The organism is Pantoea sp. MBLJ3 (genome assembly GCF_000816655.1).
GTDB lineage: Bacteria > Pseudomonadota > Gammaproteobacteria > Enterobacterales > Enterobacteriaceae > Pantoea > Pantoea eucalypti.
On record NZ_JSUT01000005.1, the window covers coordinates 1457319 to 1474327 of the forward strand.

Genomic DNA, 17009 nt, shown 5'->3' on the forward strand with positions numbered 1-17009 from the left:
TGCGTGGTGGCAATGTGCTACAACGTTTCTTAGTCGTTTCTCTCTGTTGCTTAGCAAACGCTAAGGACCAAAATAGTGCATTAACGTATCCATATCATGCCAGTCATCTTGTGTAAGTGGCTGTTTCTCCATGCTGTCAAATTTGTACCTGATGCCCTTCATTGGAATTGAGTACTCATTTTTTGTTGCTAAATCCATTAACAGGGCTATATCATCTTGATTTTTTAAGGTTCTTTTTAAAAGATTGAGCAACATCATTTCAGCTTCTTTTCTCTCCGGAACACACATTTTCAATTCCTCCAACAGATTATCATTATGTAATGATTAAACCTCTCCATGCTGATGTACGCGTAAGTCTCAGTTTTCTCAACCTGTTAAAGCCAGGATGTAGTTCAGTTTTACTCCAGGGCCCCCTCACTGCACCGATATCAGCCGCATCCTGTCAGGCGTCCAGACTTTGCTTCAGCCCTGGCGGGTCTAAGATCCTAGTGAGCATACAAAAAATGCTTATTTAAGAGGATTCAGGGATACTTGATGCATAAAGTCTCCTTTTCCCACTGAATTTCACTTTCACTTTTTGTTCGCAGCCTGACAATCATAACGCCCAGAAACTCAGTTTTTTTATCATTAAGATAGAGTTCAAAACCATAGAACCTGTCATAACCACTCAAAATATACACATGACTTCCCTGATAGAGACTAAGATGTTCTTTTAGCGAGAGGCTCCCTATAACCTCGCCACCCATATTTTTGATGCAACTCAGATGAATATCAATTTCCTCCTTTGCTCTGCCCGTCGCATTGCCCCTTGAAAAGAAACCATTTATTTTTTTAAAATCTATATATTGACGTAACAAATCTGGCGCCAGAGCATCGAAAAGCATTTCGTCTGTACTATTTTCAGTCATAGCAACTCTCTCTTTATCCCGGTTACAATGTTATATATATCCAGATTACTCTATGTTTGATCAACATAAAATTCAGCCTGATAAGCATCTCACCTGAGCTTATACTATAATCAAGAGCATTAGAGATACTTTTAGTTAACCCAGAAGATAGGCTTGCATCCTGAATAATCAGGAAAACTAAACTTTTGGCTTAAAAAAATATATCAGTCTTCATATTAATTGGATTACGAAATTAGCAACGCTCACAATCACGCCTTACATCCTTCTTCGTCATTGATAAAAGTCATTTTATTAACTTTACTTCCAGGAACCTGAACGATAGTGACAATTGATTGTAGCTGTTCTGTTATAAACGTCATAAGCTATATCGATGCTGCCCCAAACACCGTTTAAAGGTAATGAAGTTCTCGTTTGTTCCTTAAACCAACGTTTTAATCTTTGAGTTACGTCCCCAGTAAGGCTTTTCTGCTCACTAATCAACAATTTTTCTGGTGCAAAACTCCAGTGCGATATTAGAGCGTCTGAGTTTCCAGGCTCAATAAAATTGACAACTAAAAAAATATCACCACTGTTATTGTTTTTAAGTGGGAAAATACTTCTATATGAAACTGTGTCCCCGCCATTATCTGGCCATGGCTCCCAGACAAACCCAGGAATTAACATTAACTCATGCTTATTTATTTTTGGGGTTACAACCAACGAGTCATTAAAAACCAGTTCTCCAGCTGCATATTTTAAGCTCATATTTAAAACCTGTCCTTGTTATTACAGATTAAAACACGATCATAACTCTGCCTTATCTCTATCTCTTCAACGACAGGCCACTAAATTTAGATAGCTGAAATTTTAGCTAAGCTATCGTACTGAGACAAAGGTTGTGCATTTTCGGAAGCCATAGCGGCACCTGAGGAAAAAATCAAAAAAATCACATTCCCAAATAATCTCATCACTACCTGCCTGAATAAATTTAATAATCAGCATTATCTTTATATCAATAACTGTTAAGTGAGTTGAAAAAATTACTTTCATCTCATCAGAACTGTCCCTGACACGTAGCGCTTATTTTCAATCCCTGAACCGGGAGTCATCAGTCGTTAATAGCCTGGCTGTTGTAAAAAGCAAGTATTACGGCCGGTACAATCCCTGAATATTACATTTTAGAGAAAATCAAAATCACGCTTACTTATTTCGCTGTTATCATGATCTTCGTAAGACATCCTGATATTTTCCGATAACCTCTCGCATGAACTCACCAGGTCTTCTGCGTTCAATAGTGCGTCAGTGACAATAAAAAATCTTTCAACATCGACTTTGTAATCTCCCTCACTGAAAATTACTTTTAGTACATGCGTATCGTTATCACACCGATATAATGTGAAATCCCAGGGCTTCATGGCTAACTTCAATTTACTCATCAGTTGTTGTCCTGTAACGTTGACCTTTTCAGTATCATACCGTTGTAATGAGACACAATCCTCTCTTATATCCTTAGATAATGCATCAAGTGCTTCAAAATCACCTGACTGTATCAGCTCTGATATATCCAGCTTGAAATCCCTGCTCACATCAATGGGAGAGTTTCGGTAGACATCAGGAAACAAAACACTGATTCCACAACCCTCTTTTGTTTCAAGAATCGTATACTCTCCTTTTCTCACGTGAATCAAAACTCCATCGCTCATACCCTGCTTTACCCTCTCAGAAAAGGTATTTACATTTTCACGTCAGACAGAATACCAGGGTGAGATTAAAATTTTGGCGGTCACAAAGAAAGATTTTTGATTGTATTAGCTTTTTCTTTAGCGCCTTTCAACACAACTTTTTTCCCTCTATCCAAAGCCCTTCTTTAGAACGACCATGGCCACGTTTAATGAAAGCACAACCAATAATTTCATCACCGACTATGAAGCAATCACCAGACATAACCCTATTTTTTAAAGGGAAAACAATGAGTTTAGCGTCATCCTCAAGGGCTGCTAAAAACTTTATTAGGGCATTCAGGCCCACAGTATCACTGATATCAATTTCAGTTGACCGCATTCTGCTTCGATATTTGGGTAATAATAAACTTAGCGATTCATCGTAAGAAACACCGATTTCCAGGCTATCAGAAAGAAGGATCTCACTCAAACTCTGAGACCAATCCTCTCTTTTTGCTGGCATCGCTGAGAGCAGATAGCTTAGATCATCCATATAGCTACACTTCCTGGGTCTGTTGCGACTCCACTGATCAGCGCATCTGCCAGAAATATGAACCGGGGATGAGCCTCCTGAAGTTACTTTTTTGAAAGAGTCAATCAGCTCTGTCAGAACAGTCGTATTTCAGACAGAGGGTGATCAATACTTATCTGTTGAATATCCTCTATGGTCAACAGCGTCAGATCGCTATGCAGGGCAGATCTACTTAACCCATACCCAATAAGCATGTTGCGCTATGACTTCAATCTTTTTCTTCGGGTGCCATTTCAAACAGCTGGTTCGACAATGAAAGAATTCTCTCTTTATGCGCTAGTTTCTCAACCCACGCCTCAGGAATGCCTGACAGACCATATAGCGCTCCCGCGAGCTGACCCGCGGCAGCCGCTATGCTGGCTGCATCATCACCCAGATTGGCCGCCAGCAAGACAGCATCTTTGAAATTGTCTGTGTGCCAGACTGCCCACAAGGCGGCTTCCAGGGTATCGATAACATAGGCAGAAGACCATATCTGATCCAGGTATTTTTCTTTATATTCACCGGCGTTGATCAGAAGAACACTTAATGATGAATCCATGAGATGCGGCACCAGGCTCTGTTTTACTGTAACCATTCAAAAGGTAATGAAATATTAAGATGAAGAATCGGCAACAGCTGACAGAATCAGCAGCGAGATGCGTTGCGTTACTCTGTTGCTTTGCGTCACACAAGCCGTCAACAAATGATTTTCTTATGAAAATAACGGTGGGTGCGAGTCGGACCAGAGCTGCATTCCCTGCGGTATCAGGTGACGTATTCCCCATCCAGGTGGGTCCATGTCGTTCAAATTGCTCAAGCGCAACACGGGTTGTGTTACCTATGTTGAAGCATAAACCCTTTGAGCTATTCGTCCCGTTTCTGTACCAGCTGAGTAGCTTTTGACGGAACACCGTCGTGTCACACTTATGGCTCTCAATGTAAGTTTCAGCCAGACAAAGTGCCATTGAGGTGTTATCAGTCCATTCACCAGGTTTCAGGTTGAAAGGCCCCATGCCGACCATATCGTCTACATGGGCCTTATCGCGCGGTACATACGCTAGTGTGGTACCAATCGCGTCTCCTGCCGCAAGTCCCATGAGAGCACCCTGCGCTTTGTCCAAGGCCTGTACATCAGTGATCTTTTGAGGTTTTGAATGCATTCATTTGGGCTTTTGCCTGTCTTCCGGCGTTTCTGGCATGGGTACAGGGTTATAAGACATCCTGTTCATCAGCTGACGCGAAACCGGTGGAATTAAATGGGCGTAACGTTTTGCATAATGAAAAATTTCGTCTTCGTCAGTTCTGAGATCCATCATAAAATCACTCTCCGTTTTAAATGAACCAGCTTCAGTTGCAGCAGGACCAGACAGTCTTCCCTCACTGACCTGGTGTTGGTGTGGAATCCGGTCATCATCATGCAGCCGATTTCGCTCCAATACGTCTATAAAAAAATAAGTCGCTGAAACGCACGATCTTTGCCGCTTTTTAGCAAAAATTAAAATAAATCTCTCTTAATAAATCTCCATCTTTTTCATCCATAGTGACATCTTTTACCCTGTTCAGGTCTGCAAGAATCCCTTTTACAGGAACATCATCTTTTAGAATACTTTCGAAGAAATCACTTCTATTGCTTTCCGGAACATATTTATTAATTAAATAAAACAGGTGCTCCCTTAACGCTTGCTGAGTCATCGCATCTACACCTAAGTGATAAATGAAATTCATAATGATAAATACGGCCTGTCTGATTCTTTATCTGATCTTGTAAGCATCATTTTCTATGGCGTTGAACATTTATAAGCATTGATTGCTGAAAGAGGTTTTGGCGGATTAATTAAGAGCAGAAGCACATAAAATGTTCCTGGCAAAACTCACATAATCAGGCCCGTATAGTACGCTTAAAATTTAGCAATGTTAATTCCATCTCTGACCTGGGTTAACAAAATGACTTCATTAGCATCAGCCGGGCTACGTTGAGCTTTGAGTGCTTCGTCCTTACTTATTTCAGACTCAATCTCTTTACTGACTAAACCGCCATCATCATATTGAATATAGAAAACTCCATCTCTTACTACGATATCAATCCCATAGTCACTAAATAGCATCTCGGTCATATAGTTCTCTTAAAATATTTATGTTCGAAAAATTAGGAAATGCCGGATTCAGCCCAGGCATTAGAAACAAACCGCGCTGCCTTAGAGGTTTTGGACTGGACGAGACCGAGCCATTACCCGGTGTAGCCGCTGTGAGGCTGTACGCTTCTGGAACGTATGGTGCTAAGCGTCATTATGCTGCAATTACTATCGTGCTGAATCAGAAATATGTTCAACATCACCAGCTTCACTCTTTAGCCGTGATGATCACTTTACTCAGGCAATCCGGATTTTTGACAGCAAAAGAAAATGTGATTACCTGACCATCCATATCCGGGGGAGATGAGTAGCTGGTTACTTCATTTTCAGATTGGCCACGAGGATAGTCACTCAACTTAACCCCCGGATAGTGTTTTCTGACATCATTAAGGGTTGTGCATTTACCATCGGGAGAAAAGCTCAGAAAAGGGGCGACGTCGCCGGATGATTTACTGACACGCAACTCAATATCAGTAATTTTCGCATCATCTTCCAGTTTTATCGAATTAGCCTGATAAATGTTGATGTAATCATTTTGGGTTTCTAATGTCAGTGCCAGCGGAAACTCAGTGAGATCTTTCACAGAGAGAGATTTAAGTGAAGCACTCAACTGAGGGATAAAGCTCCACATATCTTTATTTTGCATCTTCGCTTCTGCGAACCCGCTAAACAAAAAGAAACTCAGTATTAACAGAACACTTTTTCTTTGATGTGTCGTTTTTTTCATACTAATCCGTATATTGATCATCATAATAGCTCCCGGTATCACACTCTCCAGCAGGGATAAGGGATTGATAACCTCTTCACGTTCTTACCATCTTAATGGGGTTAACCGGGCTGGCGGAGGATCATCGTCCTTAAAGGCTGGTGTTGGTGCTAACACAGCAACATCATAGATGAGCCTGCATCAGTAGATAACAAGTCTCCCGGAAGGCCATTGCCCTTCCCATCCACAGGGTATGTATCCATTTTCATAAATCATCATCAGCCGACCAAAAAATTGCGAGTTAGGTAAATATGATTTATAAGCATCTTCAGCAAGAAAACTGACTAAATCCCACTTCACATTATTGAACAGGATATCATCATCTAATGAAGTGGGATTCTTCATGAAGGGTATGATTTCAATATCAATAATCTCTTTTGCTTCTTTGACAAGATCATTCCAGTTCTGATATTTCAAGCTTTGCTTTATGGCCAGATACCCGGTTATCGCATTACCCGCCTGAAGCGATACATTTTCCCAGTCGTCGCTCGTTATACGGCTGATAAAATCTGATTCAGCAGTTATCTTTTTTATGTTGTTCAAATAACCGCCTTTACCTGTATTAGTAAACCACGGAATATTCTGAAGACGCTTCACAGCTGTTCTGGAGATTTTCATTTAACCTCTATTTTGCATTGAGCGGAATAGGAATGCCTTAATAGTGGGTTAAGAGATCTGCAAAATTTAGATAGTCCGGCAATTGAATTTTTAAAAAACATATCATCATGTATGCTTCTGAAACCCGCTCTTTACTCTCTTCTGATGCGATAAATCGAGTGCCGAATCAGCAGGTCTTAATTTACCCTGACGTATTCAAATGAGTTTAGGAAAAATAATGCATCACAGATTAGATTTACTTGCTCTGGACTGAGAAATTAACATTATTTCATAGGCACCCTGTCCACTACAGCAAGCTTCTACAGCCTCCTTTTCATTTATTTCATATCTGACATCCTTATTTACAACGCCACCTTCATCAAAATTTATGTAATATTTACCATTCTCTTCAGTGATGAACATGCCATAACCACTAAACATCATTTTTTCCATCATCACTACCTTAGCGACACGTGATATTATTAAACTGACCTGGTTATACTCTTATAATAAAATAAATAAAGCATCTTAAACAAAAACTTCTCATATGTTGGAATAAAACTTATGATAGAAACATGTAAACACTTCATGTTTTCTGGTGGGCTTTTTTAATCCTGTCACCTAATGACATTATAACTTCATAGGCATCCTGTTGGCTTTTTTTGATTTTTATCGCTTCATCCATGCTGATTTCAGCTTCAAGATATTCAGGAACAAGCTTGCCCGAATCAAACAAAGCAATAAGAATCCCATCCCTGTCTACAAGGGTTATCCCATAGTCGGAAAAGATTTTATTTTGCATATATAACACCTATTAATGATTAAAGAGGTCTGATATAAAAGTCAGGAATCTGATTGCATTTCTCCTTGCCTGTGCAAAACGCCTGATTGAAGAGCTTATCGCACCCTGACTTATTTCAACAACGTTGTTCACATAACGCATAGGTCATGATGTAAGGTTGCCACATGATTCTCCATAAGCTTTCCTGTGTATGCACGGCGCTAGTGTTGCTTGTCTGCATGGCACTTTTAGAAAACGCAACAGAGTGGAAACGTTTTCCATTGCATTATGAAATGATAATATCCAGATAAGTACTTTACTATTTTCCCTCTGAATCGAGTATTTTAGCGATATTACATTTTATTGAATCGAGTGGAATATTACGTTTAACCCTCTCATTGTAATCATCATGCCAGAGATGATAATCAGAGAAAGAACCATTTCCGCTAAACATTAACCTCCATGCATCGCAGGCCTCCTTACAATAAGTAGCTGATTCAACTCCCTGAGAGTGGATAGAAATCCTGAGTTTTTCTATTATTGATAAAACGCCTCTAATCCAGTTACACTCGCCATCATTGATCAGAATATTTTTTAGATTCAGAAATTCAATTAATAACTTTTGAGCTATTTCTTTACAATACACTACCCACCTCACAGGCTATACTTCTGATACATCCACACCCTCATCCGACTGCATTAACTGGCCTTTTAATCATTAGTATAACACGGGCGTTACAGGTGCAGAGGGCCAGCATCATTCTCTGGGACCATCATGATTAATATTTACTTCTTCAGCATCAGTAAGCCCGTGATAACCGCACCAGTTGATTAGTTCTCTGATGGAAAGAGAAATACCAGTCACTCCAGCCATCAATTTTTCCATTAAAAACGCAGACTATTAAGACCTCTTTTTTTGAATCCACCGTCATGTAGTAAAATCCTCCACCATCGGGCGGTGAAAAAGATGATAAGATTTTTCCTTGCGCATTTATTATAATGAGTCTTTCAGGCAAACTTCTCTTCTGATCAAGAACAAATATTAAATCTCTGCTTTCATCAACCAACACCTGATCGACCTCGGATAAAGCCAATGACAATGCTTCACCCTTAAATTTCCACTTAAGAGTAGCTTGATCAGCCAGTAAAATTAAATCATTAATAGCATACATTTAAACCTATCTCTCTTAGCTGATCAATTAATTGCGGCAAACGGGACAGCTTTGCCATCAGCAAAAAACCCTTAATCACCATTTTCTTTCAACATTATTAAATACAGCTTAGTCATGATTTTGCTCTGACCTTAACCGGGCAACGGGGGCTAGAACAGATGATAAAATCTCTGGGATTCATTGGAGATCTCACTACCGAAAGATGTCTTCCGAATCATCATTAGTGATTAAGACATAAGGGAACTATTTGTGCGAATGATGAGCTATGTCCTCACATGCATTACATTTCCCTGGACAACTTAGTCTTAAAACTATAAATAAGATTAGTCCAAGTTGCTTGCTGGTTTTACTGATGCGACACACTTGTGCATTGTAGTGGAGGTTAACCTTCTTGCATGGCTTATTGTGGTCCCGCCGCTCGCTGAAAAAGTCAGTCAAACGGTGCTCACCCTCGTAACGGAAGTGCCAGTGGGTCTGACCGTCATCCTTCCCGGGTGTGATAACCATGGATATCATTTTTCCAGCGGATATAGTTCACGGCGGTTATGCATGATGTCTGAACCCGTATGGGGCAATCCAATGGGTTGCCTGCATTGTCCCGTCGCAACTGCTCAAAACCTGGCTGCAAGTCATTATAAGGCAACAAACAACCTGCATTATCGTAGTTACATGATGTCTGCTGAAAAGATATCGTCGCACTCTTCAGGGTTGAGGTTGTTACCTAAATCGAAATCAAGCCAGGGAAACCTGAATATCGCAGAGCTATTCTCATCATCAATACTCACCAGGGAGTAACTTACATCTGGCTTTTAGTTTCAGGCCTAAGGTTTGAGAGAAAAGTGGATGGTATGACGAGAGTCGCGGAATGGATATTCCGCGATAACAGCACTACAGACCCGTATGGGTTATTTCATGCGACGCTGCCGGGCGACGCTGGCAAGGCGTTGTGTCCGGCAGTAAATGGCAAACAGGACGAAACCCTGCCCATTCAGTACCCAGCGAGCACCCACTAAAGCAGCGAGTGCCAGAATCAGCCACAGGCCCGAGTGGCTAGCAGTAACAACGCTGTAGCTCAGGAGTAAAACAGTCGATATAAGCAATATTGCACAGACATAAGCCAGTCCCGCCACACCCGCTGTATGGCCTCGCGCAAGCAGGTAACTGGACGTGAGTATCGCGCCAATAACAACAATTGAGGGAACAAAAAAACTCAACGCGTGTATCTGTGGACTCAGAGGAGGTAAAGCGTGCAGAAATGTCAGCAGATTAAATGCAAATGCAACCAGTAACAGCATCAGCACAATTGCAACGGGGAAGCCATTTTGCCGGGGCAGCGCCTCAGAAGGCTGTTTAAAATAGCGCTCAAGCTCTGAAGTAGATCGGGCAAGTATGGAATCATCCTGCCGTGCGATTGCCTGATCTATTTCGCGCCCCTGTTGCAGGAGTTCAGTGATATTACGTCCAATAAGCCATGATAAAAATTGCATTAAATTACCGCCAGTGACTGGATTGTTCCCACGATGTAGCGTCCGGTGCGCGGGACGTTACCTGGAGCAGCAATGATACCACTGACAGCACTGCCAGCCACAGCCGCTGCACTGGTGACGACCTGCGCGAGTTGCTTAACAAGTTCTTTTTGCACCGGCTCTACAGGGAAACGTTTTGGATAAAGTCCTGCACGGATGGCGGCTTTGAGCTCTTTATTAGTTATACCCGGGTTTTGTGCCTTGATGATTAATTCAGTAAGCCGCGCCCTGTCCTGCCTTGGATAGTTCCTGAGCCACTCCGTAGCTTTTAAAGAAGAGACCGATTTCATCGCTCGCCATGTTGCCAGGGCTTCTTTTAATGCACCGCCCACACTGGCAAGTGAAATAAGGTCAAGAGACGTTGAAGTGGCAACGTACCACTCCTGAGAGTCCAGCCACGCGACGTTTTCACCACCGTTTTCGACGAGATCATAAACCCGGTAGATACCATTAATACACTGCACACCTGTTGCCGCAGCACCGGCATAACCAATGGCGACAAGCACGCCGCTACTGCCAGCCGTTATCGGCGTTGCTGAAGCACCGATAACCGCCACGCCAGCGGTGATAATCATGGCACCACAGGAAAGAACGGTCGAGGCAATCTCCGTGCCCATTGAGGTCGCGCTGACTGCTTCACTCAGTGACTTGCCCGTATCAGACGCTGTGGCTTGCTTAGGCGTTTTGGTCACAATAAGATGTGTGACGATACCACTTTGGCCATTAGGATGACGCTGACCAGGCCGGACAAGATAACGCTGTGCGCCATCTGCATAGATGATGCCAGCCTGATAAAACTCCCGGGTACAATCCATTGCTGCACCCAGCGCTTTGAAATCAAAATCAGGTGCCCCATAACCGGTCAGTCTCGCGATGTCATAACCCGGTAAGTTATTTTCGGGATTCATTCCTGGCAGGTTCATTTTATCTCCTTATAGGCTCAACAGGGTAAAAAGAGAGTTTTTTAGATATTGAAATGCGAAATGGAAAAACCATTGTTACTGCACCAAAACTTCATATCATTATGCAGGTGATATAATAACAAGCTTACCTTTTTTGATTGCACAAAAAAACAGCCATTCCATTACTCAACTTTGACTCAAAAGCCCTAATAGAGGACTTGCATTCCATATGAAGAAAATATTATAAAAATAAGCATCATCTAAACATGGCAATTAAATACCCACTGTAAAGCGAAGCACAACTCGACATTCACTTGAATTAATTCAAGCATCACTGCCAAAAATTAAATAACTGCTTCCAGATTTCCATCTCCTCATCTGTAGGAAGACTAAAATCACCCATGACCTTACGATAATTCATAAAACAAACATCTATAGCCCGTATTGAAACTGTTTTATTTTTACGACTACCATCAATGATAGCGTTCATCTCCTCACGATACTCTTCATTTTTAATCCTTTTTTGGAAGAATGTTTCAAGAAAATCTAAAACCTCACTGTAGGAAAAAAATCTATCATTCTCTCTCCGGTAAAATATCGATTTTATCGAACTCTATTACCCTATGACCAGCATACATCTGTTGGATATTTACAGCACCATATCATGGATGCTGATCATACTGTAGTAAACAATGGATGTAAGATTATTTATAATTATATTTAATTTAAGAATAACAATTTCCAATCTAATTGGAATAAAGTGACAACTATCACATTCTAGTCAGTAAAAAGAAACAAACCCAATAAAACTTAGTTAAAACACTCTCTTATTTTACTAAGTATACAACAATATAAAAAGGTATAAGCGCAACCACAGGATTCGCCCACCTCTTTTCATTAAGGCAAAGCCATTAATACTAAAGCAAGAATTAGTTGCTATCCAAATATGCATCGACAGACTTTTCAATTTTGCTCATTACATCCGTTATTGCATGGAGGTAATCGCTATACATCTCAGCATAGCGACGCGGAAAACCTCTTAAAGGATTGTTCATAATACTGTTATTCATAACTTTAACTTTAAGCAACTTCAACTCATCAATAAATACTATTAACCTCCCTTTATTTTCGCCATTCATAACTCCTTCTATGTAAGAAGATGTCTTATCTATTTCAACCAATAGTTGTTGCTTGTTCATAGTTAATTTCTCAATTATAAAAATCTAACATCAGTTATCCAACTGACAGGATATCCGTGCGGAAGCAGTATCTGGTCCACCCCACCCTCAAGAACTGCACCAGATTTCATAATCTGCTTCTCAACTTTCCCAATCTGAAGAATCGTTCCTTTCGGGATTTTTAAAGTTGCCTCGAATTGTCTGGTATTTTTCCATTCCGGTAAAAGTGCAGCATCTATTTTCGCCTGAATTTTATTCAGCGCCGGAGATGTACCAACAAATGAGCCATCTATTTTCGCATTACCACCAAAAACGCGATACAAGGTCACATCCTCAGTTGTTAAAACTGTTTTATATTCTCCATCTTTGAAAGAATCCCTTATCCAATCAGGTAATTCTGCCTTATCAATTTCTTTATACTTTCCTTTAAGACTACACCTACTCAACCCCCACGGATCCAACCACCCCAGCGCATTCGGCGCATACTGGTAAAGGTTGAGCTCGCCAGCCAGCCCTATCGGGTCCTGTTGGGTGAACCGTCCGCTGTCCGGGTCATAATAACGAAACAGATTGTAGTGCAGTCCGGTTTCCCGGTCCAGGTACTGGCCCTGCATACGCAGGTTCTGATCGTAGCCCGGAACGCGCTGGCTGGACTCACGCAGCAGTTTGCCCCACGGGCTGTTGATCCCTTCCCAGGCTTTTTGCCCTTCACCATCAGTCAGCAGTTCCGGCATCCCGTTGGCCGCATTATGGAACCAGTAAATCTCCGAACTTTCCAAGCCATCAATACGGGCCAGCGGCTCATAGCTCTGGCTGTCGCTGTATACGTAGGTCAGCGGAATGCCGTCGTGGATTTCCTGCAGCAGGCGGTAGCCTTCCCACACGAAGCGCGTCGTGACGGCGTTGCCAGACGGTCTTCCCTGTAATAGTTGCTGGCTGGTTTTACTGATACGACGCCCAAGCGGTTCGTAGCGGAAACTCACCTTAGTGCGCGGCTTATTACGGTCCCGTGGCTCGCTGATGACGTCCGTCAGGCGATGCTCACCATCGTAGCGATAACGCCAGCGGGTATGCCCGTCATCTTTCTCCGTGGTACGGCCATGGATATCGTATTTCCAGCGAATACCATTCAGCTCGGTGACGCGGTTATGCATCACATGGCGGCACTATGGCGATCCAGCGGATTGCCTGCGCCATCCCAGCGCCATTGCTCATTGCCCGGCTGTGCGCCCTCCAGAGACAACAGCCGGCCGGCGTTATCGGAGTTCTATAATGTCTGGCTGAACGGATTATCGTCGCGCTCTTCACGGATCAGGTTGTTGCCGTAATCGAAGCTAAATCGCCGGGAATCACGTATAATCTCTCAACAATCAATGCAATTAACTAAAATATTATTTATAATAAAATTTAGGAAATTAATCTCTTAGAAAAAGACCTATCAAATGAGATGAATACCTGGATGGTTGGATTTCAGAAAATGTAAAAAAGACTATTGCCTTATGATTTTCAAAATCACACTCCGTCTCAAAAAAGCTGACAGCTTCTCCATCATAATTATAACGACCCGAACCTTTAATTTTTTCTTTTACTCCTCTTATTTTTTTTGAGTAAAGCGCCTTAAACTCTAAATCTTCTGAATTGAAAATTTGCGAACCATAAACCGAAAAAACAATTTGGCCAGAGCAGTATGGGCATTCAATAAAATTCTTTTCATGGATAAAGTTATTTTCAATACCATCATGTAGCAAAACCTTATTGTTAATAAAATTCTTCATAACTTTTTCAAGACTCTATATTTGATAAGATCTTCAATGTAATCAGCTGTTTGGTATTGCTTATTCATTCCTGGTTTCCCAAACCAATGAATTGCCGGACCTGCATCAACTTCATAAGGTTTTAATACCTCATAGGTGTAACGCACTCGGCGCATACTGGTAGAGGTTGATCCCGTCTGCCAGCCCTATCGGATCCTGCTGGGTAAACCGTCCGCTGTCCGGGTCATAATAACGAAACAGATTGTAGTGCAGTCCTCTTGATTCGGCCCCTGCGGGGCCTCACCCCTGGAGCCATCGCTGAAGCGATGTTCAAATTTGCTAAAGAAAATTAGTCCCGGTCCAGGTACTGGCCCTGCATACGCAGATTCTGCTTCACCACCGGAACTCGTTCGCTGGACTCGCGCAGCAGCTTGCCCCACGGGCTGTTAATTCCTTCCCAGGCTTTTTGCCCTTCACTGTCAGTCAGCAGCTCCGGCATCCCGTTGGCCGCATTATGGAATCAGTAAATCTCCGGGCTTTCAACCCCATCAATACGCGCCAGCGGCTCATAGCTCTGGCTGTCGCTGTATACGTAGGTCAGCGGAGTGCCGTCGGAGATTTCCTACAGCAGGTGAGAACCATCTAGCATAAAGCACGGGATTATGTAGCTGCCCGAAGGTATTTTCTAAATCAAATTTAGGTTGTTTTACTTATGCGACAACAGAGCTGATCTGTAGCAATAAAACCAGCGGTTAAAACCATTAATATTTTCAGATGGAGCAGTAATGAAAACCTTATTGCCAGCGGCTACAACTCCATTCTGAGTCACGTTTAACCTTCAAATATTAGTGCATCATCATGATGATTTTACACAAATATTTTACATTGAAATATAAGCAAGACATGAAGATTTAAATTAAGCTCCATTTAATGTATATCCCGCATTCAAATGCGTTTGTATCTGACTGCACTGTTATTTCTCCCCATGTAAAACTCCAAACATCACCATAAGGAGGGTTTTCTATTGTACCTTTATAATTACTAGGGTATCTATTTAGCACCCATGCAAACAATCTACTCTCTTCTCCCTTTAAAATATTTAAGTTTGCTCTTTTTTCCCAATCATTCATATTCTTAAAAAATTCACCAGTTTTGCTGGTAAGAAAAACACTACCCTTAATTGAAAAAACGGATGGTCTGAACTCCACAAAAAATGGTTCATTATGCCAAAGGACATCTTTTGAAAAAAAATAATATTTCCCAAAAGGTGTCAAATCATCAGCACATTTAAAAAATGAAGAATTAGTAAAGGCACTGTAAGAGGAAAGATCTATTTCATTTCCATCAATAAGTAAAGCTCCATTTGACTCGTCTAAATTAATTTTTTTCATATGTCAATTACTTTCCCAGGTTTCAGTTTAAGTCGGGCTTCTTCCGGAATATAGAACTGCAGCCCCCCTCCCTTACCATGTTGAGGATTAGCTTCAGCACGTCCTCTGGCTACATATATATCTTCTGTAACAGAATATGCTCTTACCTTTGAACGCATTGGATATTTTGGGTCCAATTTAACCTGCAAAGCCTCATGATAGCCAAGTGGATTACCTTTATATTGTCTGACAGTAGGATGACTCACAGTATAAGCAGGTAACTGATCTCCATTCGGATGAAGCGCATAAAGTATCGTCCCTTTTTTTATAACTGTATTCTCATAAACATCTATGAATGGATAGTTATCGTTATGTGGCCCCTGCCACTTAGTTGCTTCTTTCGCAGGGTCTTTACACTTCATCAACCCCCACGGGCTCCATCCAACCCAGTGCATTCGGCGCATACAGGTAAGGGTTGATCCCGCCCGCCAGCCCTATCGGGTCCTGCTGGGTAAACCGTCCGCTGTCCGGGTCATAATAACGAAACAGATTGTCGTGCAGTCCGGTTGATTCGGCCCCTTCGGTGCCTCACCCCCTTGGGGCCATCGCTGAAGCGATGTTCAAATTTGCTAAAGCAAATTTGTCCCGGTCCAGATACTGGCCCTGCATCCGCAGATTCTGCTCCAGCACCGGAACTCGCTCGCTGGATTCACGCAGCAGTTTGCCCCACGGGCTGTTGATCCCTTCCCAGGCTTTTTGCCCTTCAGCGTCAGTCAGCAGCTCAGGCATCCCGTTGGCCGCATTATGGAACCAGTAAATCTCCGGGCTTTCAACCCCACCAATACGGGCCAGCGGCTCATAGCTCTGGCTGTCGCTGTAAACGTAGGTCAGCGGAATGCCGTCGTGGATCTCCTGCAACAGACGGTAGCCTTCCCAGACAAAGCGTGTCGTTACGGCCTTCCCCGACGGCCTGCTCTGTAACAGCTGCTGGCTGGTTTTACTGATACGGCGTCCCAGCGGATCGTAACGGAAACTCACCTTAGTGCGCGGCTTGGATTGTGTTTAGGGAGGGGATATGGAAAGGAACGTGAGGCAAACGCCTTATCCATCACGTGATGCTACTAAAAGATTTAAAAATATAATTATACAACAAAGACTAATTTTTGAATATTAAGGATCAAACTTATCGAACCGTTTATAATTAGAGATTTAATGCGATCCTTAACTTAGGAATTTTAAGTCACTTACTTTAATCGAAACAAACTCGGAAATTAGCGGTTATATAGCAATATGTCTTTATAGTCACACATTATATCATGTTTGATTTAATTAATTTATTTTATAAAAACCCCATAATAAATTTCTTTGTGATAAGCTGACATGTAAAAAATAGCAAGACAGCTATCGCATTAAAAAATAAAGGCCAAAGTATATTTTATAGAAATATACTTTGGCAACGTTTGGGGGCGTTATATTATAAGATTAACAAGCTTACTACTAACAGTTTATTTTATCTCTTACCTGAGTGCGTATGATTACTTCATATGCGTCTTGTTCGCTAAGCTTGGCTTTATTAAACTCTTCTTCGCTTATCTCAGATTTAACATCTTTATTAGTAATTCCACCAGCGTCATAGTTGATATAATATCTTCCATCTTCTAGAGTAACAAACATGCCATAGCCACTAAATATAGCTTCACCCATCATGT

At 41.8% G+C, this 17009-nt stretch carries 21 protein-coding genes and 4 pseudogenes; all 25 read right to left on the reverse strand.

Annotated elements, in window-relative coordinates; genetic code table 11:
- Positions 1 to 60: 60 nt before the first annotated feature.
- The 25 genes and pseudogenes from NP77_RS13155 to NP77_RS13265 all read right to left on the reverse strand — a co-directional run bounded on the left by NP77_RS13155 (position 61) and on the right by NP77_RS13265 (position 17004).
- Positions 61 to 288, reverse strand: coding sequence for a hypothetical protein (locus tag NP77_RS13155; RefSeq protein WP_039660412.1), 228 nt, complete (start codon positions 286 to 288; stop codon positions 61 to 63).
- Between the two features lie 233 nt (positions 289 to 521).
- The gene (locus NP77_RS13160; RefSeq protein ID WP_039660413.1) at positions 522 to 908 is read right to left on the reverse strand and encodes a hypothetical protein; all 387 of its coding nucleotides are present in this window, start codon (positions 906 to 908) and stop codon (positions 522 to 524) included.
- Between the two features lie 297 nt (positions 909 to 1205).
- Positions 1206 to 1652, reverse strand: coding sequence for a hypothetical protein (locus NP77_RS23465; RefSeq protein WP_156137298.1), 447 nt, complete (start codon positions 1650 to 1652; stop codon positions 1206 to 1208).
- A 413-nt stretch (positions 1653 to 2065) separates the two neighbouring features.
- Positions 2066 to 2590: a hypothetical protein gene (locus NP77_RS13165; RefSeq protein WP_039660415.1), complete on the reverse strand. Its 525-nt coding sequence runs from the start codon at positions 2588 to 2590 to the stop codon at positions 2066 to 2068.
- A 127-nt stretch (positions 2591 to 2717) separates the two neighbouring features.
- Complete coding sequence (locus NP77_RS13170; protein ID WP_039660416.1) at positions 2718 to 3101, reverse strand: hypothetical protein; 384 nt, start codon at positions 3099 to 3101, stop codon at positions 2718 to 2720.
- Between the two features lie 247 nt (positions 3102 to 3348).
- Positions 3349 to 4438: pseudogene (gene tri1, locus NP77_RS13175) on the reverse strand (ADP-ribosylarginine hydrolase Tri1).
- Positions 4439 to 4607: 169 nt separating this feature from the next.
- Positions 4608 to 4847: a hypothetical protein gene (locus NP77_RS13180; protein WP_231572324.1), complete on the reverse strand. Its 240-nt coding sequence runs from the start codon at positions 4845 to 4847 to the stop codon at positions 4608 to 4610.
- A gap of 173 nt (positions 4848 to 5020) precedes the next feature.
- Positions 5021 to 5236 carry a hypothetical protein gene (locus tag NP77_RS13185; RefSeq protein WP_039660417.1) on the reverse strand — a complete coding sequence of 72 codons (216 nt, stop codon included), beginning with the start codon at positions 5234 to 5236 and terminating at the stop codon, positions 5021 to 5023.
- Positions 5237 to 5462: 226 nt separating this feature from the next.
- Entirely contained in the window at positions 5463 to 6005 is a 543-nt protein-coding gene (locus NP77_RS13190; RefSeq protein WP_039660419.1) for a hypothetical protein, read from the reverse strand.
- Between the two features lie 156 nt (positions 6006 to 6161).
- Positions 6162 to 6638, reverse strand: a complete 477-nt coding sequence (locus tag NP77_RS13195) for a hypothetical protein (protein WP_039660421.1) — start codon at positions 6636 to 6638, stop codon at positions 6162 to 6164.
- Positions 6639 to 6860: 222 nt separating this feature from the next.
- Entirely contained in the window at positions 6861 to 7073 is a 213-nt protein-coding gene (locus NP77_RS13200; protein ID WP_231572325.1) for a hypothetical protein, read from the reverse strand.
- Positions 7074 to 7203: 130 nt separating this feature from the next.
- Positions 7204 to 7419 carry a hypothetical protein gene (locus tag NP77_RS13205; protein WP_039660423.1) on the reverse strand — a complete coding sequence of 72 codons (216 nt, stop codon included), beginning with the start codon at positions 7417 to 7419 and terminating at the stop codon, positions 7204 to 7206.
- Positions 7420 to 8198: 779 nt separating this feature from the next.
- Positions 8199 to 8570 carry a hypothetical protein gene (locus NP77_RS13210; protein WP_039660424.1) on the reverse strand — a complete coding sequence of 124 codons (372 nt, stop codon included), beginning with the start codon at positions 8568 to 8570 and terminating at the stop codon, positions 8199 to 8201.
- A gap of 905 nt (positions 8571 to 9475) precedes the next feature.
- Positions 9476 to 10057 carry a hypothetical protein gene (locus tag NP77_RS13215; RefSeq protein ID WP_039660426.1) on the reverse strand — a complete coding sequence of 194 codons (582 nt, stop codon included), beginning with the start codon at positions 10055 to 10057 and terminating at the stop codon, positions 9476 to 9478.
- On the reverse strand, positions 10057 to 11019 hold the full coding sequence (locus NP77_RS13220) for a hypothetical protein (RefSeq protein ID WP_008926140.1): 963 nt from the start codon (positions 11017 to 11019) through the stop codon (positions 10057 to 10059). The genes NP77_RS13215 and NP77_RS13220 overlap by 1 nt, the downstream gene beginning before the upstream one ends.
- A 310-nt stretch (positions 11020 to 11329) precedes the next feature.
- Positions 11330 to 11488 carry a hypothetical protein gene (locus NP77_RS23855; RefSeq protein WP_231001685.1) on the reverse strand — a complete coding sequence of 53 codons (159 nt, stop codon included), beginning with the start codon at positions 11486 to 11488 and terminating at the stop codon, positions 11330 to 11332.
- Positions 11489 to 11927: 439 nt separating this feature from the next.
- Entirely contained in the window at positions 11928 to 12197 is a 270-nt protein-coding gene (locus tag NP77_RS13230; protein WP_039660428.1) for a hypothetical protein, read from the reverse strand.
- Between the two features lie 14 nt (positions 12198 to 12211).
- Positions 12212 to 13524 (reverse strand): annotated as a pseudogene (locus tag NP77_RS23310) (RHS repeat domain-containing protein); the annotation flags it as partial.
- A gap of 67 nt (positions 13525 to 13591) precedes the next feature.
- A complete protein-coding gene (locus tag NP77_RS13240; protein ID WP_039660430.1) occupies positions 13592 to 13951 on the reverse strand; it encodes a hypothetical protein in 360 nt (119 codons plus the stop codon).
- Complete coding sequence (locus NP77_RS23700; protein ID WP_082040843.1) at positions 13948 to 14106, reverse strand: glycohydrolase toxin TNT-related protein; 159 nt, start codon at positions 14104 to 14106, stop codon at positions 13948 to 13950. The genes NP77_RS13240 and NP77_RS23700 overlap by 4 nt, the downstream gene beginning before the upstream one ends.
- A pseudogene (locus NP77_RS23470) lies at positions 14090 to 14609 on the reverse strand (RHS repeat domain-containing protein); the annotation flags it as partial. The gene NP77_RS23700 and the pseudogene NP77_RS23470, both read right to left, overlap by 17 nt.
- 232 nt (positions 14610 to 14841) lie before the next feature.
- The gene (locus NP77_RS13250) at positions 14842 to 15321 is read right to left on the reverse strand and encodes a hypothetical protein (RefSeq protein WP_039660434.1); all 480 of its coding nucleotides are present in this window, start codon (positions 15319 to 15321) and stop codon (positions 14842 to 14844) included.
- Positions 15318 to 15722 (reverse strand): hypothetical protein, encoded by a 405-nt coding sequence (locus tag NP77_RS24065; RefSeq protein WP_039660436.1) that lies wholly within the window; start codon positions 15720 to 15722, stop codon positions 15318 to 15320. Before NP77_RS24065 ends, NP77_RS13250 begins: the two co-directional genes overlap by 4 nt.
- 1 nt (position 15723) lies before the next feature.
- A pseudogene (locus tag NP77_RS24070) lies at positions 15724 to 16359 on the reverse strand (RHS repeat domain-containing protein); the annotation flags it as partial.
- Positions 16360 to 16797: 438 nt separating this feature from the next.
- Complete coding sequence (locus NP77_RS13265; RefSeq protein ID WP_039660438.1) at positions 16798 to 17004, reverse strand: hypothetical protein; 207 nt, start codon at positions 17002 to 17004, stop codon at positions 16798 to 16800.
- Between the last annotated feature and the right edge of the window lie 5 nt (positions 17005 to 17009).